The 22671-nt window shown below is 60.3% G+C and carries 20 protein-coding genes; 5 read left to right on the top strand and 15 right to left on the bottom strand.

Going from position 1 to position 22671, the window contains the following annotated elements; translation table 11 throughout:
• Positions 1 to 6: 6 nt before the first annotated feature.
• Positions 7 to 1239 carry an MFS transporter gene (locus ACR0NF_RS00540; protein WP_480777590.1) on the bottom strand — a complete coding sequence of 411 codons (1233 nt, stop codon included), beginning with the start codon at positions 1237 to 1239 and terminating at the stop codon, positions 7 to 9.
• A 79-nt stretch (positions 1240 to 1318) separates the two neighbouring features.
• On the bottom strand, positions 1319 to 3544 hold the full coding sequence (locus ACR0NF_RS00535; protein WP_480657083.1) for a primosomal protein N': 2226 nt from the start codon (positions 3542 to 3544) through the stop codon (positions 1319 to 1321).
• Between the two features lie 59 nt (positions 3545 to 3603).
• Here ACR0NF_RS00535 and fsa point away from each other — a divergent pair, with 59 nt between their 5' ends.
• The 4 genes from fsa to ACR0NF_RS00515 all read left to right on the top strand — a co-directional run bounded on the left by fsa (position 3604) and on the right by ACR0NF_RS00515 (position 6839).
• Positions 3604 to 4257, top strand: coding sequence for a fructose-6-phosphate aldolase (fsa, locus tag ACR0NF_RS00530; protein WP_480469121.1), 654 nt, complete (start codon positions 3604 to 3606; stop codon positions 4255 to 4257).
• 195 nt (positions 4258 to 4452) lie between these two features.
• Positions 4453 to 5160 carry a DUF484 family protein gene (locus ACR0NF_RS00525; RefSeq protein ID WP_480469120.1) on the top strand — a complete coding sequence of 236 codons (708 nt, stop codon included), beginning with the start codon at positions 4453 to 4455 and terminating at the stop codon, positions 5158 to 5160.
• The gene (locus tag ACR0NF_RS00520; RefSeq protein ID WP_480469119.1) at positions 5157 to 6077 is read left to right on the top strand and encodes a tyrosine recombinase XerC; all 921 of its coding nucleotides are present in this window, start codon (positions 5157 to 5159) and stop codon (positions 6075 to 6077) included. The genes ACR0NF_RS00525 and ACR0NF_RS00520 overlap by 4 nt, the downstream gene beginning before the upstream one ends.
• A gap of 66 nt (positions 6078 to 6143) precedes the next feature.
• A complete protein-coding gene (locus ACR0NF_RS00515; protein WP_480469118.1) occupies positions 6144 to 6839 on the top strand; it encodes a CDP-alcohol phosphatidyltransferase family protein in 696 nt (231 codons plus the stop codon).
• A gap of 2 nt (positions 6840 to 6841) precedes the next feature.
• Here the strand turns inward: ACR0NF_RS00515 and ACR0NF_RS00510 are convergent, their stop codons facing one another.
• The 10 genes from ACR0NF_RS00510 to ACR0NF_RS00465 form a co-directional block, all read right to left on the bottom strand.
• The gene (locus tag ACR0NF_RS00510; protein WP_480469117.1) at positions 6842 to 7309 is read right to left on the bottom strand and encodes a hypothetical protein; all 468 of its coding nucleotides are present in this window, start codon (positions 7307 to 7309) and stop codon (positions 6842 to 6844) included.
• 77 nt (positions 7310 to 7386) lie between these two features.
• On the bottom strand, positions 7387 to 7842 hold the full coding sequence (locus ACR0NF_RS00505; protein WP_480666591.1) for a methylated-DNA--[protein]-cysteine S-methyltransferase: 456 nt from the start codon (positions 7840 to 7842) through the stop codon (positions 7387 to 7389).
• Between the two features lie 134 nt (positions 7843 to 7976).
• Positions 7977 to 10895 (bottom strand): isoleucine--tRNA ligase, encoded by a 2919-nt coding sequence (ileS, locus tag ACR0NF_RS00500; RefSeq protein ID WP_480777589.1) that lies wholly within the window; start codon positions 10893 to 10895, stop codon positions 7977 to 7979.
• Positions 10896 to 11058: 163 nt separating this feature from the next.
• On the bottom strand, positions 11059 to 13749 hold the full coding sequence (locus tag ACR0NF_RS00495; protein ID WP_480777588.1) for a DUF2339 domain-containing protein: 2691 nt from the start codon (positions 13747 to 13749) through the stop codon (positions 11059 to 11061).
• A gap of 97 nt (positions 13750 to 13846) precedes the next feature.
• Complete coding sequence (locus ACR0NF_RS00490) at positions 13847 to 14326, bottom strand: DUF2269 family protein (RefSeq protein ID WP_480469113.1); 480 nt, start codon at positions 14324 to 14326, stop codon at positions 13847 to 13849.
• Entirely contained in the window at positions 14326 to 15630 is a 1305-nt protein-coding gene (locus ACR0NF_RS00485) for an SDR family oxidoreductase (protein WP_480469112.1), read from the bottom strand. The genes ACR0NF_RS00490 and ACR0NF_RS00485 overlap by 1 nt, the downstream gene beginning before the upstream one ends.
• A 95-nt stretch (positions 15631 to 15725) precedes the next feature.
• Entirely contained in the window at positions 15726 to 16436 is a 711-nt protein-coding gene (locus ACR0NF_RS00480; RefSeq protein ID WP_480777587.1) for a VIT1/CCC1 transporter family protein, read from the bottom strand.
• 54 nt (positions 16437 to 16490) lie between these two features.
• Positions 16491 to 17480 (bottom strand): YcjF family protein, encoded by a 990-nt coding sequence (locus tag ACR0NF_RS00475; protein ID WP_480777586.1) that lies wholly within the window; start codon positions 17478 to 17480, stop codon positions 16491 to 16493.
• On the bottom strand, positions 17473 to 17928 hold the full coding sequence (locus ACR0NF_RS00470; protein WP_480657074.1) for an N-acetyltransferase family protein: 456 nt from the start codon (positions 17926 to 17928) through the stop codon (positions 17473 to 17475). Before ACR0NF_RS00470 ends, ACR0NF_RS00475 begins: the two co-directional genes overlap by 8 nt.
• A complete protein-coding gene (locus tag ACR0NF_RS00465; protein WP_480777585.1) occupies positions 17925 to 19340 on the bottom strand; it encodes a YcjX family GTP-binding protein in 1416 nt (471 codons plus the stop codon). The genes ACR0NF_RS00470 and ACR0NF_RS00465 overlap by 4 nt, the downstream gene beginning before the upstream one ends.
• Before the next feature lie 107 nt (positions 19341 to 19447).
• On the opposite strand from ACR0NF_RS00465, the gene truA reads away from it, so the two are divergent.
• Positions 19448 to 20215 carry a tRNA pseudouridine(38-40) synthase TruA gene (gene truA, locus ACR0NF_RS00460; protein WP_480666583.1) on the top strand — a complete coding sequence of 256 codons (768 nt, stop codon included), beginning with the start codon at positions 19448 to 19450 and terminating at the stop codon, positions 20213 to 20215.
• Positions 20216 to 20217: 2 nt separating this feature from the next.
• Here the strand turns inward: truA and ACR0NF_RS00455 are convergent, their stop codons facing one another.
• The 3 genes from ACR0NF_RS00455 to ACR0NF_RS00445 form a co-directional block, all read right to left on the bottom strand.
• On the bottom strand, positions 20218 to 21156 hold the full coding sequence (locus ACR0NF_RS00455; RefSeq protein WP_480666582.1) for a nickel/cobalt transporter: 939 nt from the start codon (positions 21154 to 21156) through the stop codon (positions 20218 to 20220).
• On the bottom strand, positions 21141 to 21788 hold the full coding sequence (locus ACR0NF_RS00450) for a DUF1007 family protein (protein ID WP_480666581.1): 648 nt from the start codon (positions 21786 to 21788) through the stop codon (positions 21141 to 21143). Before ACR0NF_RS00450 ends, ACR0NF_RS00455 begins: the two co-directional genes overlap by 16 nt.
• Positions 21789 to 21858: 70 nt before the next feature.
• Positions 21859 to 22659, bottom strand: a complete 801-nt coding sequence (locus tag ACR0NF_RS00445; RefSeq protein ID WP_480469104.1) for a thioesterase family protein — start codon at positions 22657 to 22659, stop codon at positions 21859 to 21861.
• Positions 22660 to 22671 lie beyond the last annotated feature (12 nt).

Genomic DNA, 22671 nt, shown 5'->3' with positions numbered 1-22671 from the left:
CGGTGCTCACTCGGCGGGTGCAGGGGCATATTTCGACAGAATGGTTTCGTTGCCCGGTTCCGGATGGCGCGGGATCAGCAGGGACAAGGCCAGAGAGACCAACGCCATCGCCGCCGCCAACCCAAAGACCGCACCCGGAGACACCACCCACAGCAACCCCAACAGCGCTGGCAGGAACACAGCAGCGATGTGGTTAATGGTAAAGGCCACGGCGGCGGTGGGTGCGATATCCGCCGGATCGGCGATTTTCTGGAAATAGGTCTTCAACGCCAGCGCCAGTGCGAACAGCACGTGGTCGATCACATAGAGAATTGCGGCCAGCAATACGCCCCAGCTGAACCAATAAATCCCGCCATAGGCTGCGAAGACGATCGCCAGACCGGTGTATTCAAAGATCAGCGTGCGGCGCTCACCGAACTTGGCCACTGCTTTGCCCAGAAGAGGCGCCGCCATCATGTTGATCATCAGATTGATCAGATAGAGGCTTGTCAGTTCATGCACTTTGAAGCCGAACTTCTCGACCATCATGAAACCAGCGAAAACGACAAATATCTGCCGTCGGGCACCTGCCATGAACTGCAACGCATAATACAGCCAATACCGTTTGCGCAGGATCAGCTTCTTGGTCTGCGGTGTGGGGGCCTCGAACTGCGGGTAGGCGATCAAGCAGAACAGCGCCAGCAGGGCAGTCACACCACCCGCCGCCATGAAGACAAAGTTATAAGACAGATCGAAACGATCCCATGTCAGCACGATCAGCCCATAGACCACCGCCGTCGCGGCCGAACCCATCGCCACCAACCATCCCAGCATCTGCGGAGCGCGATCCTTGGGCAGCCATTGCAGTTGCAGTGACTGATTTACGGTCTCGTAATAGTGAAAGCCGATCGAACTGAACAACGTCACGAACAACAACCCGCCCAGGCTGGGGAACCAGGCCGTGACCGCCGTCGCAACCCCCAGCATCATCAGCGAGATCATGGCCAGAACCTGTTCGCGGATAAAGATGATCACTGCGATCACACCAACGGCCAGAAATCCGGGAATTTCGCGCACCGTGTGCAGCAGACCTATGTCGGCCCCGTCGAAATTCGCCATTTCGATGACGAAGTTATTGAGCAGCGCACTCCACGCGTTGAACGCGATCGGCATCATCAACGCCATCATGAACAGAAGCGTCATGGGACGGCGCCAGAATGGCAGGCTCTTCGCCTCGGAAAGCGGCATGGGTTTCAACATGGGACTCCCTCTACGCCCATTTTTGCGCTTTGGCGAGGGCCTAGGGCGCGGCGCACATTGGCTCTGCACTGGCGCAGGGTCAGTAGAAGCTTTGCGGGTCGATATCGACGGCAAGGCGAATGTCGCCTTTTAGACGCAGGGGCGCGATCCAACGTGCGATAGCGTCCTGAATGGGCGCACCTTTGGGGGCTTTGACCAGCAGGCGCACGCGGTGTCTGCCTCGGATGCGCGCAATCGGCGCTGGTGCCGGACCAAATACCTGCGCTCCGATTTCTCGCAGAGGCGCATCGTTTCGCGCCATCGCGTTGCCGATGTCAAACACCGGTCCGACCTCAGGCCCAGACAAGACGATGCCCGCCATGCGCCCATAGGGCGGCACTCCGGCGGCTTGTCGACCGGCGGCTTCGGCTTTCCAGAACCCTTCCTCATCGCCTGATAGAATGGCGCGGATCACCGGATGTTCCGGTTGAAAGGTCTGCAACAGCGCCTGACCCGGCTTATCCGCCCGGCCTGCCCGTCCAGCAACCTGCCGCATGAGTTGAAATGTCCGCTCTGCCGCGCGCAAATCAGCGCCATGCAGGCTGAGATCTGCGTCAATCACCCCCACCAGGGTTAACTTGGGAAAGTTATGCCCCTTGGCCACCAGCTGCGTGCCAATGACAATATCCGCGTCCCCCTCGGCAATCTCTTCGATCTTGGCCTTCAGCGCCCGCGCCGAGCCAAACAGGTCAGAGCTGAGCATCGCAATTTTGGCCTCGGGGAAAGTCACCTCGGCCTCTTCCGCCAGCCGTTCGATCCCCGGCCCGACCGGAGCCAGCTTGCCTTCGACCCCGCAAGACGGGCAGGCCTCGGGCATCGGTTTGGTCTCACCACATTGGTGGCACATCAGACGTTTGAGGAACCGATGTTCCACCATCCGCGCATCGCAATGATCACAGGCGATCTGCTCCCCGCAGGCCCGGCACAGCGTAACCGGCGCATAGCCCCGGCGGTTGATGAACAGCAACGATTGTTCGCCCTTTTCGATCCGTTGCCGCACCGCCTGTCGCAGAGATGGAGAAATCCACGTCCCTGGCTGCATCTGCTCGGCCCGCATGTCGATGGGCTTCATCTCAGGCAGTACCGCCGCCCCAAAGCGCGAGGTCAGGTCAAGCCGCTCGTACTTCCCGGCCTCGGCGTTGGCCCAGCTTTCCAGCGAAGGCGTCGCACTGGCGAGTACAACCCGTGCGCCGCAGATTGAGGACCGCAGAACCGCCATGTCCCGTGCGCTGTAATGCACCCCGTCTTCCTGCTTGTACGAGGTGTCGTGTTCCTCATCGACGACGACCAGCCCCAGATCACGGAATGGCAGAAACAATGCCGACCGCGCGCCCACGACCAACTGCGCCTCCCCCTGCCCAACCATGCGCCAGACCCGGCGGCGCTCGGTCATGGTGGCCCCGGAATGCCATTCAGCCGGACGCGCGCCGAACCTCGCCTCAACGCGGGTCAAGAATTCGGCGGTCAAAGCGATCTCAGGCAGCAGAACCAACGCCTGCCGCCCCATGCGTAGCGCTTCGGCCACAGCCTCCAGATACACCTCGGTTTTGCCCGATCCGGTCACACCTTTGAGCAACGTAGTGCCGTAATCTCCGGTCCGCTGCCCGGCTTGAAGACAGGCAACTGCGGTGGCCTGATCTTCGGTCAGATCTTTCCCCGGCAGATCGGGATCAAGATGTGGATAGGGCAGATCGCGCGGGCTGTCCTCTTCCCTTACCGCGCCCTGTTTCACCAGCCCCTTGACCACGGACGAAGTCACCCCCGCCTGCTCGGCCAGTTCTTTCAAGGTGAAGGCCAACCCGCCATACTCGCGCAACACTTCCAGCACACGGGTTCGCGCATCGGTCATCCGATCCGGTTCCGCGTCCCCCAACCGGTAGATCTTGCGCATCGATGGAGGATCACCCAACCCCGGCGCGCGGGTTGCCAGTCGCAGCATCGCAGGCATCGGTGTCAGGGTATAGTCGGCCACCTTGCCCAGAAATACCCGCATCTCTTCGCGCATCGGTGCAACTTCAAGCACCCGGATCACCGACCGCGCCTTGGCCAGATCAAAACCGCCCCGCCCCGGCCCCCAGACCACACCCAGCACCTTGCGCGGCCCCAGCGGAACCTCGACAAACGCGCCCAGAAAGCACCCACCCTCAGGCGCTTTATAATCCAGCGTCCGGTCCAGCGGCTGCGTGGTCAGCACCGCCACCAGCTCACCTTGGTCGAAATACTCCTGAACGCTCACCGCATATCCTTGGCCGGGGGGTTTCAGCATGTCTCTCTTTGGGGTAAAGCCATCCGCGACCAAGGCCAACCCATCAAAGGACTGCCCGCATGAAATTCTTCGTAGACACAGCCGAGATCGACGCCATCGCCGAACTGAACGATCTGGGCATGGTGGACGGCGTGACCACCAACCCCTCGCTGATCCTGAAATCGGGCCGCGACATTCTGGAAGTGACCAAAGAGATCTGCGATCTGGTCGACGGTCCAGTCTCGGCCGAAGTTGTCGCCACCGAAGCCGAAGACATGATCGCCGAAGGCCGCAAGCTGGCTAAGATCGCCCCGAACATCGCCGTCAAAGTGCCACTGACATGGGCTGGCCTGAAGACCTGCAAGACGCTGACCGATGAAGGTCAGATGGTCAACGTGACCTTGTGCTTCTCGACCAATCAGGCGATTCTGGCCGCCAAGGCGGGCGCGACCTTCATCTCGCCCTTCATCGGACGCCTTGACGACATCAACCTCGACGGCATGGATCTGATCGCAGACATCCGTCAGGTTTATGACAATTACGGGTTCGAAACCGAAATCCTCGCCGCGTCGATCCGCACTGTGAACCATGTGACTGACAGTGCCCGCATCGGGGCTGACGTGATCACTGCGCCGCCCGCCGTGATCAAAAAACTGGCCGACCATCCGCTGACCGACAAAGGTCTGGAAACCTTCCTAGCCGATTGGGCCAAAACCGGTCAGAAAATCCTCTGATCACTGGTGCTGCCGCGCGATGCCGTCAGGCATCGCGCCCGGCCCAACGGCCAAAGCTGATCTCTGATCAGCACATGGCGGGCGGGAGCCCCGCCACAGCGCAAACGAATTTCGCCCTTTGCGTGCATTTTTCCCAAGGCAAATCCGGCAACTCATGGTATAAGCCCGTAAAACAAAAAAACGACCGGACGGGACATGAGCAGCGACCCCAAATTGAAAGACAACCTCCGCGCGGCGATTCTGGCCGAGCCTGACGCCGTTCTGGACGACAAAGATCTGATGCAGGCCCTTGTTGCCGCCAACGAACAGGCGCGCGGCGATAACGTTATCGATCTGCGCGGAATCGCGATGCAGCGGCTCGAGGAACGTCTGGACCGGTTGGAAGACACCCACCGCTCGGTCATCGCAGCAGCCTATGAGAACTTGGCGGGCACCAATCAGGTCCACCGCGCCATTCTGCGCTTGCTGGAGCCCACGGTGTTCGAGGACTTCCTGCGCGCTCTGGGCAATGACGTCGCCGAAATCCTGCGCGTCGATCACATTACTTTGGTGCTGGAAACCACCGTCGTTCAGGACGATCCCGCCGTGGCTCAGCTGGGCGGTGTTTTGACCATCGTTGAGCCTGACTTTATCGACGGCTATCTCAGCACCGACCGTAGCGGCGCCACGCGAGATGTCACTCTGCGCGAGATCAGCCGCCCCAACCCTCAGGTCTATGGCACACAAGCCGAGGATTTGCGGTCCGAGGCCTGCCTCAAGCTGGACCTCGGCACCGGTCGGCTGCCCGGCATGATCGTCATGGGCGCCCGCGATCCACGGCATTTCACGCCGCAATTGGGTACCGATCTTCTGTCATTCTTCGCAGGCGTATTCGAACGCTCCATGCGCCACTGGCTGTCGTGAGCCTGATTTCACCAGCCTGTCGCGATGCATTACAGCACTGGCTGGACAGCCTGCGGGCGCTAGAAGGCCGGTCCGAGAATACCCAGAACGCCTATCGTGGGGACGTGACCGAGTTCCTCTCGTTCATGACCCTGCACCATAGCGAACGACAGGGGCTGGCCGCGCTCGAACGCATCACCGTCTCGGATATGCGGGCGTGGATGGCAGATCAGCGCGGTTCGGGCGTCGGCGCACGATCGCTTGCCCGCAAGCTTTCAGCTGTCAAAAGCTTCTACCGCTGGCTCGCCGAACGGGAAGGGTTCGAGCCCACCGCCGTCCTATCCACGCGCGCGCCCAAGTTCACCAAGAAGCTCCCCCGCCCTCTGGCCGAGGACGCTGCCCGCGCCATGATCGAAACGGTCGAGATGCAGTCGACCTCGGATTGGGTCGCAGCGCGCGATGTCGCGGTCGTGACCTTGCTTTACGGTTGCGGCTTGCGCATCTCCGAGGCCCTGTCGCTGACGGGACAGGACGCACCGCTACCAGAAACACTCCGCATCCTCGGCAAAGGTGACAAAGAGCGGATCGTCCCGGTCATCCCTGCTGCCCGCGCAGCTGTCGACCGCTATCAGCGGCTCTGTCCTCACCCCCATTCGCCCGAGGCCCCTTTGTTCCGAGGCGTCCGCGGTGGCGCGCTGAACCCGAGCGCAATCCAGGGTGTGATGGCCAAGGCACGCATGCAACTCGGCCTGCCTGCAACCGCCACCCCCCATGCCATGCGCCATAGCTTTGCCACCCATCTTCTATCCGCCGGAGGTGATCTGCGGGCGATTCAGGAGTTATTGGGCCACGCCTCTCTCTCAACCACTCAGACTTATACCGCCGTGGACACCGCCCGCCTGATGGAAGTCTACAATCGCGCCCATCCCAAAGCCTGACGTAAATCCCTTCACCGTACGTCTTTTTGCTTTGCATCTGCCGCACGCATCGTACATGACACGCCCATGACACTCAGATTCAAAGCTCTTTCCGTTCATCTATTTACTGCTACCGGAGCCGTTTTCGCGATGCTGGCCATGCTGGCCGCTGTCGAGGAGAAATGGAGCCTAATGTATCTCTGGCTGGTGGTCTCGTTCATCGTCGACGGGATCGACGGGCCGCTGGCGCGTCACTACCACGTCAAAAAGAACGCCCCCGAGTTTGACGGAGTGCTTCTGGACCTGATCATCGACTACCTGACTTACGTTTTCATCCCGGCTTTTGCGCTGTTCAAATCGGGCCTGATGGACGGATGGACAGGCTGGTTTGCCATCATTGTCATCACCTTCGCCAGCGCAATGTATTTCGCCGATACGCGCATGAAAACCAAAGACAATTCTTTCTCTGGCTTTCCGGGCTGTTGGAACATGTTCGTCATCGTGATCTTCGCGCTTGAGCCGAATTTCTGGGTGATCCTGATGCTGGTGACACTACTGTCGATCGCGATGTTCGTCCCGCTGAAGTTCGTCCATCCGGTCAGAACCGAGCGTTGGCGGTCCCTGACACTACCCATGGCCTTCGGCTGGACCTTCTTTGCCGGCTGGGCTGCATGGGTTGATTTCCACCCCGAAAGCTGGGCCCATTGGGGTCTGGTGATCACCAGCCTCTATCTGGTCTTCGCGGGTATTGCGCAGCAGATCATCCCGCCACGCAAGGCCTGAGGTTACAGAACCTCCTGAACCTCAAATTCGGTACCGTTGTGGGTGAACACATCCCCCTCCTGCAGGCCAGTCATGGCCAGATAGATCGGGCTTTGGGTTGAAATGCCCATATAGGTCTTCCCGTCCACCTCGAACCGTGTGGTCGACACGCAAACCACGAAACATCGGTTGTTGAACTTAACCACGGCACCAGGCTGCACCCTGTCGGTCAAACTGAAATCAGTGTTTTCGATTACGTCGATCTTGGCATGATGCGCATGCACCGGCGCGTCGAAAGCCGCAGCCAAATCTGCATTTTCGCGCGACGCGGCAATATCGTCCTTATCGTGTCCTTCCCGGTCATCCAGCTGGGAATCCTTCAGGAACGCATCGTAGTGGGCCTGTGCCGTCGCAAGCTCTTCCGCCTCAAGCGACATCAGATGATCGATAATGGCTTTCTTACGTGCTGCAGGGTCTGTCTGGCCGGTCATATGATCAGGTCCTTCAAATTCGGTATTTGGTATAAGTTGGAACCGCGCCTCTTTGATTGCAACAGCTATTTGCGGTCTCAGATCAATAGGCTCGCTGCGCCCTCATGGCGCAGCAAAGCCACTTTGGTTTCAACTCCTCCGGCTCCAGAGAACCCTCCCAACCCCGTTGCAGACAAAACCCTGTGACACGGAATGATCACGGGAATAGGATTTGCACCGCAGGCCTGACCCACGGGCTGCGCCGGCTGCCCCAGCTGCTTGGCAATATCACCATAGGTTAGCGTCTCACCAAACGGGATGGCATACATGATGTCGCAAACCTGCTGTTGAAACCTAGACCCATCCACGCGATAGGGCAGATCAAACCGCGTTAGTCGCCCTTCATCATAGGCCCGCAGTTGCGCCGCCACCTCAAGTAACAAGGGCGTCCTGGTACCCTCATCACGACCGTTCCAGACAAGGCGCGTTACCGCCTCGCCCTCTTCTTCAATCCCAAGGCGTCCGAACCGGGTATCCACTGCAATCATAGGCATGGCCAGATGCTGACAGTGTTTGCGGGTAAAGCACAACCCGGATCATGCGCTACCACTGCGTCTTCCGTTCAAAAATGCGTCGGAGCGCGGGAGGGCCTTACAATAGGCCCTACCAAATGCGCTCCGCCACTGATTTAGCCTAGGGCTTCGTCACACCGTCCGCAGACACCCGAATGCGCGTGAAGTCCGACGTCGGGGAGGATCTTCCAGCAGCGCTGGCATTTCGCCCCCTCGGCCTTCTCGAACACCACTCCGACACCTTCGATTTCCGGCACACGGAATGCTTCGGCAGGTTTCGGATCTCCCGTGACGGTCAATCCCGAAGTGATGCACAGATCGTCCACATCGAAGGTGGCCAGCAAATCGCGCGTTTCCGCATCCGCGACATAGACGATCGGAGCGGCCTCAAGGCTTGAACCAATGACCTTTTCTTGCCGCTGCACTTCCAGAGCGGCGGTTACGGCGCGGCGCACGCGGCGCACCTTGGCCATGTTGGCCTCAAGCTCTGTATCGCGCCAGTCGGCGGGTGTGTCGGGGAAATCCACCAGATGAACAGAACTGTCATCGCCGGGGAAACGTTCCAGCCAGACCTCTTCCATGGTGAAGACCAGTACCGGTGCCAGCCATGTGGTCAGGCGGTGGAACAGGATATCGAGGACAGTTCGCGCAGCACGGCGGCGCAACGTATCGCCATCGCAATAGAGCGCATCCTTGCGGACGTCGAAATAGAACGACGACAGGTCAACCGTGGCAAAGGTGAACACGGCACTGAATACGCCCTGGAAGTCAAACGCGGCATAGCCCTTGCGGACCTGCTCATCCAGATCGGCCAGTCGGCTGAGGACCCAACGTTCCAGACGCGGCATCTCCTCGGGCGCGACGCGGTCGGCCTCGGTGAAATCGGCCAGCGAGCCCAACATGAACCGCATTGTGTTGCGCAGACGGCGATAGCTGTCAGCGGTGCCTTTAAGAATCTCCGGCCCGATCCGCTGGTCGGCGGTATAGTCAGTCTGAGCCACCCACAGGCGCAGGATATCGGCGCCGTATTGCTTGACGACCTCTTCCGGCACGATGGTGTTGCCGAGCGATTTGGACATCTTGTTGCCCTTGGCATCCAGTGTGAAGCCATGGGTCACAACGTTGCGGTATGGTGCGCGGCCCTTGGTGCCGCAGGCCTGCAGCATGGACGAGTGGAACCAACCGCGGTGCTGGTCGGTGCCTTCCATGTAGACGTCTGCGATACCATCCTCGGTGCCATCCTCACGATCACGCAGAACAAAGGCGTGGGTCGAACCCGAGTCGAACCACACATCCAGCACGTCGAACACCTGATCGTAGTCGTCCGGGTTGGCGATGCCATCGAGGATCTTCTCTTTGAAGCCGTCGGTGTACCAGATATCGGCGCCGTCTTTCTCGAACGCCGCCTTGATGCGGGCGTTCAGATCTTCGTTGCGCAGCAGGTAATCCGCGTCGGTCGGCAACGCGCCCTTCTTGGTAAAGCAGGTCAGCGGCACGCCCCAGGCGCGCTGGCGCGACAGAACCCAGTCCGGGCGCGCTTCGATCATCGAATACAGGCGATTGCGACCGGTCTGCGGCGTCCATTTCACCAGTTCGTCGATCGAGCGCAGGGCGCGTTCGCGGATCGTGTCGCCCATCTCATCCATGCCATCGTCTAGCTCGCGGTCGACCGAGGCAAACCACTGCGGCGTGTTGCGATAGATGATCGGAGCCTTGGAGCGCCACGAATGCGGGTAGCTGTGCTTGATCTTGCCGCGCGCCAGCAGCCCACCAACCTCGGCCAGCTTGTCGATGACCGCTTTGTTCGCATCACCTTCGCCGCCTTTACGGGACAGGATGTACTTGCCGCCAAAGAACGGCAGGTCGGTGCGGAACGAGCCATCGTCCATCACGTTGTAAGTGATGACCTGCTCCAACATGCCCAGATCGCGGTAGAGCTCGAATTCCTCCATCCCGTGCGACGGCGCACAGTGGACAAAGCCGGTGCCTTCGGTGTCGGTCACAAACTCAGCAGCGCGGAAATCGCGGATGTCGTCCCATTCGCCATTGCCACCCTCGGCCCCGGCCAGCGGGTGGGTTAGCTGGATCTTGGCCAGATCTTCCTGCGTGACATCGCACAAACGGCGATACATCGAGTCATCCAGACGCGCGCGCGCAAACACGTCCGCCGCGCGATCATCGGCCAGCAGATAACGCTCACCGATCCGCGCCCAGCATTCCTCGGGGCGACCTGTAACCTCGTAGAGACCGTAGGAGATGTCCTCACCGTACACCACGGCCTTGTTCGACGGCATGGTCCATGGGGTCGTCGTCCAGATCACCACATAGGCATTGTCCAGCGTTACATCGCCCGTGTTCACGACCTTGAACTTCACCCAGATGGTGAAGCTTTCTTTGTCGTGATACTCGACCTCGGCCTCGGCCAGAGCTGTCTTCTCGATTGGCGACCACATCACGGGTTTCGAACCTTGATAAAGCGTCCCATTCATCAGGAACTTCATGAACTCATCCGCAATCACGGCCTCGGCGTGATAGTCCATGGTGATGTAGGGATCGGGCCAGTTTCCGGTGATGCCAAGGCGCTTAAACTCTTCGCGCTGGATGTCGATCCAGCCTTCGGCAAACTTGCGGCATTCCTGACGGAAGTCGACAACGTTCACCTCATCCTTGTTCTTGCCCTTCTTGCGGTACTGCTCTTCGATCTTCCATTCGATGGGCAGACCATGGCAGTCCCAGCCGGGCACGTAACGTGAGTCAAAGCCCATCATCTGATGCGACCGCACGATCATGTCCTTGATGGTCTTGTTCAGCGCGTGGCCGATATGCAGGTGACCGTTCGCGTAAGGAGGGCCGTCATGCAGGGTAAAGGGTTTGCGGCCCTCTTTCTCGCGCAGGCGGTCGTAGACGCCGATCTTTTCCCAACGCTCCAGCCATGCGGGTTCGCGCTTGGGCAATCCGGCGCGCATGGGGAAGTCGGTCTTGGGCAGGTTCAGCGTGTCTTTGTAATCAGGTGCTTGGGTCGTGTCGGCGCACATTTGGGGCGTCCTCAGGATGTTCGGGTCGTGTATGGATCGAAGCGGTCAGTGCGATATCTCAAGCACCTTTGCCCGGCGTCTCGCGATATCAGAGCGCCGGGGATATAATTCGAATAATGATGGCCAAACGGTCATGCATGGCGGGCTTATAGGACGCCACAGCCTAATGGTCCAGAGGTTCCGAGCCTTGCGGCGAATGGCGCAGTTTGGCCCAGCGATTGAGCCACGCCAACCCCGCCAGTGCGAGGCCCAACGCGAGCAGTGAGAAGACCCGGATCAGCCCGCCCAGCCCCGCGATATCGATCAGAAACACCTTAGCCACGGCCAGCCCAATCACGGCCAGCCCTGCCTTGCGCATCAGATCGGACCGGCGGGCCAGCGACTGATAGAACAGCGCGCCCCCAACCACCAGCAAGGTGATGGTATAGGTGTAAAGCTCGGGCTGCGTGACGCCATTGCCCTCGAACATGCCACCAGCGCCCTGCCAGACATGCCGGATCGCCAGCCCCAGCCAGACAGCGGCCAGAGCGCAGGCGCTCCCATAGCTGGCCTGCCTCAGCAAAACCGGCATCGTTGGAATACGCCAAGCGGAAAAGCCGATAGCCAGCGCAGGAACAAGATAAGCCACCGCAAGAGTATTCAGAACTGGCGGGCCAAGCACAGGGTCTGTCAGCGGATTCAGCAACGGATTCGCCTCGGACAGCGCCTGCGCCAGCCGCGCGATCCCGTGCGCGGCAAAAAAACCAGCCAGGAGATAGCGCGCGTAGTTCAGCTTGCCGCCGAGTGAGAAGCGCTGAACCTGCGCATAGGCCAGCAGCAACCAGATCACCGCCAGCAGGCCCAGCCCCCAGTGACTGTCTTTCGCCCCACCTTCGCCGAACCCCTCAAGCCAGCGCAACACAAGCAGCGACAGTAGGATGCCCGCCGTCGCCCAGGCCGCGCTTTCCAGCAGCAGGGACGCGATGGGTCGGTTCAGTGGCCTCAGCAAAGCCCAACCCGCCACAAACCCGACCACGGCAGCGGCATAGACCAGCACCATTTCGGCCAGCGGTGCGGTGTTGGCCCAATCCAGGCCCGGATCCAGCACCAGCCGGACCGTCACCGTGAGCACTCCGGCCCAGATGAACCAGCTCATTGGTGGCAGCGCAAATCGCCGGTCCAATGCTGCGGCCACAACGATCATGACGGTTAATGCAACTGTCAGCGCGGCTGAACTGAGTACGATGATGCAGGCAAAGCTCAGACAGGACAGCGCTGAAAGCGTGGCCAGAGAAGCCCGCATGCGGTTATCTCCGTCCACCCGCGCAAACCGCTCGGCCAGAACAACCATCATCGCCCCCAGTGCGATGGCGTGTAGTGCCCAAGGGTAAGCTCCGATCACCTCAGCCGGATGCCACCCAACCTCAAGCGCAATCGCCATCAGCGGCGCGAACAGAACCGCAGCCCCAGCCCAGATCACAGCCACGCGTCCGCCTGAGAAAGATCGCCACGCCGCCAATACCGAAATCAAGGCACCCAATCCCACCAGCAGAGTGACAATCCGCGGGAAATCGGCCTCAACGGTTTCCGCATAAGTATCTGCAAAAGTGCGCGCCGCTGCGCCAAAATCCAGACCATGCACCAATACAAACCAGACCAACCCCAACGCAGGCAGCACCGTGAGATCCTGCAACGCACGTGCATCTTTTGCCCATAGAATCAGCGCCAACGTCAGTCCGACTAGCAGCATCACGCCCAGCCAGAACTCGCTGGCCGAATCCGCCCAATGCACCGACAGGATCACCGAACTGGCCGCGACCGCACCAAAGGCTAATCGAGTAGGAAACTCGGGCCAGAGATCACCTTTCCGTCGTCGAACCAACTCAGCGATCATTGGGCCGGAATGGCTTGGCCAGAAACGCCGGACCGGGATCGCGATAGCAATCAATGCGAAGGCTGTGATGCAGGTCAGATATCCGGGCTCGGTGAGCGGTGAGGACAGCACCAAAAGAAACGCTGCGCCATAAGCTCCGACAAGCGTCAGAGCGGATATCCAGGCCCAGCGCCGGACCGTGTCTATACCCAGCCCGAGAACGGCGATCACGAAGAAATAACCATAGAGCCACGTGGGGTCATCTGATGATCCGCCAACAACAAAGGGGGCCGCGAAGGCTCCGATCAGGCCAACCGCTGCCAGCAGCGGGCCGTGGAACCAGCCAAGCACCAAGCCAATCAGGGCAACGGCAATCATACCCGTCAGGGCAATTTCGGGACTTATGAGGTCATACAGCTGACGCGCGGCCAGAATGGCACCGAAAAGTGTTACCAGCCCGGCGCCCGAGAAAACCGAAGGCAGATACGCGGTCGCAGCACTTTCGTCATCGCCAAAGCGACGGCGCACCACTTCTCCAGCTGTGATCAGCACTGCGCCAAAGATCAAAGCGGCTGCAACGCGCGCGGTCGGAGGCAGCAATCCGTTCTCGACCCCGTATTGAACCAGAAATATCCCTGCCAGCGCCAATGACAACGCCGAGACCGCGTAAAACCAATTCTCGCGCAGCCATGCGCCAAGCGCTGCAAAACGGTCCTCGCGCAAGACGATCGCGGCAGAAGGCACATCATCGGGGGGCTCATGGGGCTCTTCGGTGAAGATTTCCTCTTTTGGTCGTGATGCCCATGGTCCTGGCTTGGTCTCCGTTGCAACCGGTTCAACCGGAGCCTCGGTCTCAGCAGGGGGCTCGGGCAATTGCCCGGCTAGTTGCCGCTCCAACTGCTCAACCCGCTTGCGTAACCGGGACTGGCCGATCAACAGAACGATGATCGAAACAGGAATGGCCAATACGATCAGACCAACAAGGACAAGCAAGGATTCCAATCGAGACCTCCGCGCGGCGATGTCTCGAATTTACGCTTCGCGCGCTGAGGTTAATAGTCTGGAAATCCCGATACCTACGACCAATTGCTCAGGTAGGTTAAAACAACGCAAAATCGGGTCGCGCAAGCATCAGCCACAGGATCGCCAATACTGCGGTAAAAGCTGGTATGCCGCAGGCAAACCAGATGCGAAACAGACGGAAATAGGCCAGCGGGAGTTCGCTACCGGTGCTTGCAGCGTCTTGCGCATAAGCGCGCAGGCGGATTTGTATCCAGACCACCGGCAGCCAGAACAAGCCGGTCACGACATAAAGAATGATCGACATCAGCAACCAACCTTCACCAAGCGACCATCCAAGCCGCCACGCCAGCAGAAAGCCTGTGAGAGGCTGCAGCACAACCGCCGAGCTCGTGAACAGCAGATCGGTCAGCACGACAATACCCGCAGTGTGGGCAATAACGCGTGCGTCCTTTGTGCGATGTGCCATCAACATGAAGAACGCAATCCCAGCGCCGGTTCCCAGCAATACGCAAGCCCCGATCACGTGTAACCAACGCAGGATAAGGTCGGGATCCATCAGCGGCTCTCAAGCATAGGGATTGCGGTCACGGACAGCAAAAGCGCCGGGATGACCTTGAGCAGAGGTCCCAGCGGATCGAGCCATAGCGCAGGCACGAACAGTGTCGCCGCAATCAAATAGAAAGCGGCGACTGCGGCCTGAGCCAGACAAACTCGCGCCGCCCAGGGCCGCCACAGCAACGCCATCCCCAATGCGATATCAACCAGCGACCACAGCACGACGCTTGTACCTGTCCATCCGGCGGACCACCCGGAACGGATGAGAACTTCGGATGCCTGCGACAGCCCTGTCAGGCCAAACAGCCCCGACAGCAGCCAGAACAGGCATAATGCGCCGATCACTACGGGCATCAGCAGTGTCATCCGAGCGCTCAACCGGTGTTCACGCGCGCAGGTTAAGTTATCGTAAATCTCGCTAAGTCCGCGCAGGGACCGACCAGTCGCAGCGCGGAAAGGTTCAGGGTCACCCACGACGCCCTGTTCCATCACAGTCATCGCGGTGCTGCGCAGGGGTGACCTCCATCCCAGCCGCGTAAGTTGGTCGGCAGCCCCAGCAACCGCTTTGGTTAGTACGAAAGGCACCGATATGACACGGTGTGCGACAGGAAACCCAAGCCAATGGCGGGTGGCCGCCAGAACCTCAGCCAGCGTGTGTGGACTGTCTTCAACCAGATCATAGTCGCCTTCGGGCAGATCGCCCTGAACGCATGAGAGGATCACGGTACATAGGTCCTCCATGCCGACGCATTGAACTGGCGTCTGCGGATAGGCAATGGGTTGCACGATAGGCACCGCCGCCAGCATGCGCAGCAGAGCGGTGCCGCCATAGTCACTCTGCCCGATGACCAGACCTGGCCTGAGCACCCACAGTACGGCACCACTGGCGCGCAGGGCTGCATCGCCCTCGGCCTTACTGCGCATGAAGTTGGTTGTAGCGTCAGGCGAGGCCCCGATGGCCGAGACCTGAATGATCGACACCTCGTTCTCCGCGCAGGCTTGTCCCAGAGCCGCGATTGCCAGCTGATGCACTGCGCGCAGATCGTCCTGCCCGCCATCCTGCAATGCCCCGGCGCAATTCACCACGACATCAATCTCGCGCAGGATGGCCTGCCAGTTGCGGACCTGCGTGAGCGTTCGAAGATCGCCTTGGATCAGTTCAACATCTGGCAAAACCCGAGCAGCGATGCCGAGGTTTCGCACCAAACCCCTGACCGCAATACCCTCGGCTCGCAATCGCCTCACAACAGATGCGCCGATGAAGCCATAAGCACCCAGAACCAATACGGTTTTTGTCTCGCGCATGATAAACGCCTGTCTCATCGGAGCTGTTTGAAACACCCTAGCGGGTCATACAGACCGCACCAGCTTTGGTCTTACATCTGCGACACCATTGCCCATCACGGGTGAAACAGTGATCCGACCCAATAGGCGATGGTCGCCGCAGCCCCTCCGATCAACAGGGTTTCACCACCTGACCGCCACCACGGCGCAAGGGACCAACGGCTTTTCATCGCGCCGATGGCAAAGAACACGCCTGCCGTCATCCACGCTGACACGGTGAATGCATTCGCGATCGACAAAAGGAACGGGAGCAACGGGATCATCCCCGCGACCAGAAAGGCAAAGAAAGTCGCCATCGCGGCTTTGAGGGGGTGCGGATCGACGCTTCCCAGCCCATATTCGCCCTCGATCATCAGGTTGATCCAGTTGTCATGGTTGGAGGTGATCTCGTCCGTCGCCTCGTCCAGCACGCTGCCCGAGAGGCCCTTTTGTGTAAGGATTTCCTTTACTTCGTCGCGCTCTCCATCCGGATAAAGCTTGATATGCCGTTCTTCGATCGCGCGGATCCGGTAGATGTTGTCGAGCTCGGCTTTGGTTCCTGAATAATTCCCCGCCGCCATCGAAAAACCATCCGCCAGCACATTGGCCAGCCCGAGGGCAACAATGACAAAAGGCGATAACCCTGCACCTGCGACACCTGCAACGATGGCGAAGGTTGTGACCGAGCCATCGATGCCGCCATAAACCACATCGCGCAGCACTCCTCGCCCCGGGGGGGCGTTGATCCGCTCGGAAATCTCTTGCTGACTGTGGCCGTGGTCGGTCATGGCTGGCTCCGCCCTGTTTATGCAGGACGGCACCAAACACGGCCTTGCGCCAGATCAAGTCCTGGAAAACAGCCCGCTGAGCGCGCGTTTGATCATGCCGCGGGTCGAGGGCTTGTGGCGTGTCGAGAAAGGCAGCGGGCGGCAGACCTCCATCGCGGCAACACCAACACGGGCAGTAAGCGCGCCATTGACCAGCCCCTCGCCGAACCGGCGGGACAGTTTGCTGAGGACTGAACCGCCCAAAATCGGTTCCAGCAGATCATCCCCCACCGCCACTGCGCCCGTTGCCACCAGATGTACGAATACGGCGCGGGTCAGGCGCCAACTGCCCAAGGCACCTGCGCGCCCGCCGTAGATTTCCGCAATCCGCCGGATCATGCGCAATGAACTTGCCAGCGCCGTCGCGACATCAGCCAGCGCAAGCGGAACCAGAGCGGTCACGGTCGCGACCTGCCGGGCTGCAGCCTCGACCTCGCGGCTGGCGGCAGCATCCAGCGGGGCCAGAAGCTCGTCTTCGGCCAAGGTCAGCAGGGTTGCAGCATCGAATTGTTCGCCCATCCGCTCCTTCAGGCGATCTCGACCCCAGCGCGTTTCGTCGCGTCCGTTGTAGAATGTGATCAGGCGATTGGTGACGGCGCGAGCTTGCGACAGGTCTTCATCCGCCAATGCGGTATCAGCAGCGCGGCGCAGCCCGTCCACGCGAGACAGACGGCTGATTGCAGCCAGTTCACGCAACGCAATGATCAGCACGACCAGCAGCAGAGCGGCAATCAGGCCGGTAACGATCCAACCCAGAATTGGCGCGCGCTCAAGTAGCGAGATGGCGAAATCCCAAGTCACGACCGAAACCACCGCCCCCACGACCGCAAGAGCCAAACCCCAGAACCAGCGCGCCAAGGCCGAAGGTTTCCGTGCCGCAAACCGAACAGCTGCTTGCATCGCCTGCCCCTGAGGCGGCGTGATATCGGGTACCGGAGGTGCGGTTGAAACGTCAGCCGCCGGGGCATCGTCTTCCAGATCGATCAGGACCGGACCTTTAGCCATCGGTCACCTCCTTGCGTTTCCAGATATATTTGATGTCGGGTAGGTTTTCGTCATTCTCGGACCCATCGCCGCGTGAAACCTCGGCAAATCCATTGCGTTCATAGAAGCGGCAGGCGGGGTGATTGGCCTGAAACGCATAGAGATTGAGCTCTGTGTGTTGTGCTTTCGCGTGATCCAGCAATTTCTGACCGATCCCCTGTCCGCGCGCCGGGGCTGCCAGATAGAATGACTGCACCTCATCCCCGTTCAGCGCAAGAAATCCAACCACCTGCCCCCGCATTTCAGCCACCGTGACCCAGCCGAGATCGATCATCTTGCCACAAAACGCGATGGTTTCAGCCTCGGAATGCAATTCCGGCATCCAGTCGTTCTCGCGCGCGAACCCATGCAGAATCGCGCCTGTGGTTCCGGCATCAGTGCTGCGCGCAGGGCGGAGGATCGCGGTCACAGCCGATCTCCGATCAGAAACTGCGCGGCTCGGTCCAGCCGGATATGCGGGGGTCCGTCGCCAGGGTTCAGGGTCAGATGGGCGGGCGCAAAGGCCATGTAACCATAATCCTCGTCCAACCAACCCTCGGCCCCGTTGCGCGCAGGGCCCAGTAGATGGGCCGGGTCTTCTGGCAGATCACCGGGATAAAAAGCCGCCTGCTTGCCGCTGTCCAGCAAGGTGCCGCGCACGCAAGGAAGTTCGACGCCGTTATGGCTGCGCATCTCTTCCGTGGTGGTCCGGAGCGAGGCCAGCGACAGCGCCGCCGTCTCAGCCCCGGCAAAACTGGCGCGATCACGCGCCTCACGGGTCAGGGCTTCGATGATTGCGGTCAGGCGCGGATGCTGCAGGTGGTGCAGGTGATCGGCTTTGGTGGCGGCAAACAGGATACGCTCGACCCGCTTGCCCAGCAGCAGCTTGTTCAGCCATGCGTTGCGACCGGGGCGGAAGGCCGACAGGATATCGGCCATTGCGCGGCGCATATCCTCGACCGCCTGCGGGCCTTTGTGGATCGCGCCCAACGCATCGACCAGAACGATCTGCCGGTCGATCCGGGCAAAATGATCCCGGAAGAAAGGTTTGACCACTTGCGATTTATAAGCCTCATAACGCCGCTCCATCTCGCGATGCAGGGACCGGCGGCGCGACGCCTCCGACACCGACAAAGGCGCGAAGGTAAGCACAGGGGAACCAGCGAGGTCCCCCGGCAGAAGGAACCGACCGGGAGTGCAATCATAGAACCCTGCCTCGCGCGCGGCGTTCAGATAGGCTGTGAAGCGGCGAGCAAGGTCCTGGGCCTGCGGCTCATCATGTGGGGCCATTGGGTCGACCGCCTGAGCCTTAGCCAGAAATGCCTCGGCCTGTGGACGGTTCGAAATATGGTCCAGCGTATCCCGCGACCAAGCCTCGTAGGATTTGTCCAGCAGGGCCAAATCCAGCAGCCATTCGCCGGGATAATCCACGATGTCCAGATGCAGCGTGCGAGGCCCCTGCAGACCTGACAACAACCCCGCAGGCTGGACTTTGAACGACAAGCGCAGTTCGGACACGGCGCGGGTGCTGTCCGGCCAGTGCGGAGTGGGACCGGTCAGAGCGGCCAAGTGGGATTCGAAATCAAACCGGGGCACGGTATCGTCGGGTTGCGGTTGCAGATAGCTGGCGGTGATCCGCCCCTCTTGCTGCGCAACAAGGCTGGTCATGCGGCCTCGATCCAGCAGGTTGGCCACCAGAGATGTGATGAACACCGTCTTGCCGGACCGCGCCAATCCCGTGACGCCCAACCGGATAACCGGCTCGAAGAATGTCTCAGACACGCGGTCGCCCACGGATTCGACGCCGCGCACCAAGCTGTCTGCCAATGATGAGATGACCAAGCCGTCGCCCCGCAATTATCGTTTCGCCCAAGATAGGTAGCGGTCGCGGCACATGCCAGAGCTTTCGCCCTCTTGCCCGCCCGCCCAAGGCGCGATACCAGCGCCCCATGCCCAGATATGCGTTAAAAGTCGAATACCAGGGGGAACCGTTCGCCGGATGGCAACGGCAGAAAGAACTGCCCTCAGCTCAGGGGGCAATCGAACAGGCTTTGTCACGGATCGAACCCGGAGACCACACCATCGCCGCCGCCGGTCGTACTGACGCGGGCGTTCACGCGTTGGGGCAAGTGGCCCATTGCGATCTGGTCAAGGACTGGGACCCGTTCCGCCTGTCCGAAGCGTTGAACTATCACCTCAAGCCGCAGCCTGTCGCCATTATCAAAGCTGCGCGGGTCGATGACGACTGGCACGCGCGCTTTTCAGCGCTCGAGCGGCAGTATCTGTTCCGCATCCTGATGCGCCGTGCGCCCGCGACCCATGATCGGGGGCAAGTCTGGCAGATCAATCATTCGCTCGATGTCGCGGCGATGCAGGCCGGGGCGGATATGCTGATCGGACGACATGACTTCACTACCTTCCGATCCTCCATCTGTCAGGCCGCCAGCCCGGTCAAAACATTGGATGAGCTGCGCGTAGAGCAGGTTGAAGGCTTCTCGGGCCCCGAAATCCATTTCCACGTCCGCGCCCGGTCGTTTCTGCACAATCAGGTACGCAGCTTTGTTGGCACGTTAGAGCGTGTGGGGGCCGGAGCATGGACGCCGGAGGATGTGCGTAATGCTCTGGAGGCGGTTGATCGTGCGGCTTGTGGCCCGGTTTGCCCCCCGCAGGGGCTCTATCTGGCACGGGTCGGGTATCCTGAGCCGGTTTTCGACTAAGATTACAAAGCGCGCATCAAAAGCCCGCTTGCAATCACGGCGATGATAAGACCTGCCACCAGTTCGATGGTCGGGGCCAGCACCGATGCAAAGCGCGTGGCCGAGGCTGAGGCCAACAATCCACCGCGCAACCCAAAGGACGTCCACCCGACGAGAGTCGTGACAGTTGCGGTGCCCAGCGCCATGGCGAATGCACCTGCAATACCAACCATCGCGATACCCATTTGCCATGTCAGGATGAGCACAAACAACGCGCCTGTGCAGGGGCGTGCGGCGATGCCTGCGATCAGAACCAGCGCCTCGCGCAGGCTGCCGACCTGAGCGACCTCTTCGGCGGTCGGACCATGGCGGTGGCCGCAATCCGAGCAGACCTCATGATCGTGATGGTGGTGGTCATGATCATGCGCATGGTGATCGTGGTCATGCAGATGCGATCCTCGGTTTCTATGACGCCGCGCGAAACTGCGAAGCGCGCGAAAGATCAGCCACAAGCCAATTGCAGCAATCGCGCCATAGCTGATCGGGGCCATAACCTGTTCGGTGGTGCTCACCAGCGACTCGCGCGACGTCTGGAATACCAGAACCCCTGAATAGACCAGCACAACGGCAGTTACGGATTGCCCAAGGCTAGAAAGGACGCTGATCGCGGACAGCCGCCAGAACGCCACGCGACGACCCAGCCCATAACCTCCGATAAGGACCTTGCCGTGGCCCGGCCCGATGGCATGGAAAAACCCATAAGCAAAACAGACAGTCAGTAGCGTCGCGACAGCCTCGGGCTGTTCGGCACGCGCCGCGCGCAGAGCGCGGGCGATCTGGTTCTGGAATTCCCGCTGCTCTCCGGCGGCCCAGGCGGCGAGATGGTCAAAGCCGCCGCTGCCCCAGAACCACAGAAGCGCCCCGCAAGCGATGGCAACGGGGACTATCAGGTATTTGGACATGAAAGCCGAATCTCGGTTGCGAATTTCTCGCCGACCAGCGGGATATCATTTTCCTCAAGATCGTAATTTGTATCGAGCGTCAGCAAGAATGCCTGCATCTGCGCCAGCTCTGCATCTATATCCGGGTCGGTCCGCTCGACCTCGCAGGTCGTAGGGCCCGAGACCGTGACGGGACGGGTCATTTCATATGCGGTATAAAAGCTCTCATCGAAGGCTTTGATCGATAGGGCGTTTGCCGGAACCGGCCCACCTTCGACCGCGCGCAGATGGGTGGTGACGATGCGCGCATCCTCGGTCGTGGCCTGAGGCTCCAACGGACCAGAAAGCGGGACGATTGTCTCGCCTATGCGGATGACCAGATCGCCATTATAACCATCGACCCATTGCGCATCGAAACCCGACAGCTGCTGTTCTTCTGCTTCGGTCAGGACGCCATCCGCATCCTGATCCAAACGGTATTCCTCGAGAACCAGTAGCGAGTAGAACTCATCATAGGCCCAAGTTACGCGCACATGGGTCAGATTGCCTGCGTCGTCCACAATGAATTCCAACCCCGTGTCGATGAAGACATGCGGGTGGGCCAAGGCCGGAATCGGCAGGCAGCAGGTCAGAGAGAGGGCAAGCCAACGCATGGCAAAAAGATAGGCCAGACGACAGGCATCGGCAATCCGATTGCGCGAAATCGTGCAGAAACCCGCCGCCTTAGCCTGGCGGGAACAGAACCAATGTCTGCAGCGCCGTCCCAACTGGTCCCTGCGTGTCAAACAGCACCGACTGCGACATGCCAATGCCAGAGGATTGCCAATGCGAGATCGACTCGGAGGCCAGCCAATCCGAAACCGGCTCTCGGTGAATTTGCACTGTCAGATCCGTGTTCATGAACCCCATCTCGGTCGTGGGCGCATTCCACGAGATACCATTGCCGCAATCAGCCAGCGGACAAAGGGCCTGAATAGGCGACGGCTCTTCTCCGTCCAGCAATGGGGGCGTGCGCATCCAGACCGTTTTGGGACCCGCCCCCTGATTGCCGCCTGCGGGATAGCCGATTTGGGAGTGATGGGCGAAGCCCGGCAGATCATGCCGCATTTCACCAATTGGGAACGGCCCGTCGACCATTTCCTCGACCCGCGGCGCGGGTAGGTCGACATCGGGCACTGACCCAAGGTCTTTGCGTATCATGTGCATCGTGGTGGCCGTGGCGCAAAGCGTGTCATCAAGGTCATGTACCGTAACCCGCGTGGTCGCCAGCGTCTTGGTATGGCGCGTGGTCTCGGCGGCAACCCTCAGGCCCGCCAAAGGCAGCGGACGCAGCAGATCGACTGTCAGCCGGGTCAGCATCTTGTCAGGGCCCACTTCGGTTTCTGCCGCCCGCACGATCAGACCACTGACAGGCCCCGCGTGGCAGTGATCCGCAGACCACGGCCCGCGCGCGGGATCATTGCCGACAAACACACCCTGCGCATTCTGATGGAAATACGCTTGCCCCAACACATCCAATGCCATCGTGGTTCTGTC

It is taken from the genome of Ruegeria sp. CF4 (assembly GCF_056537345.1).
The sequence above is the reverse complement of the archived record's forward strand: the minus strand, read 5'-3'. Positions and strand labels throughout refer to the sequence as shown.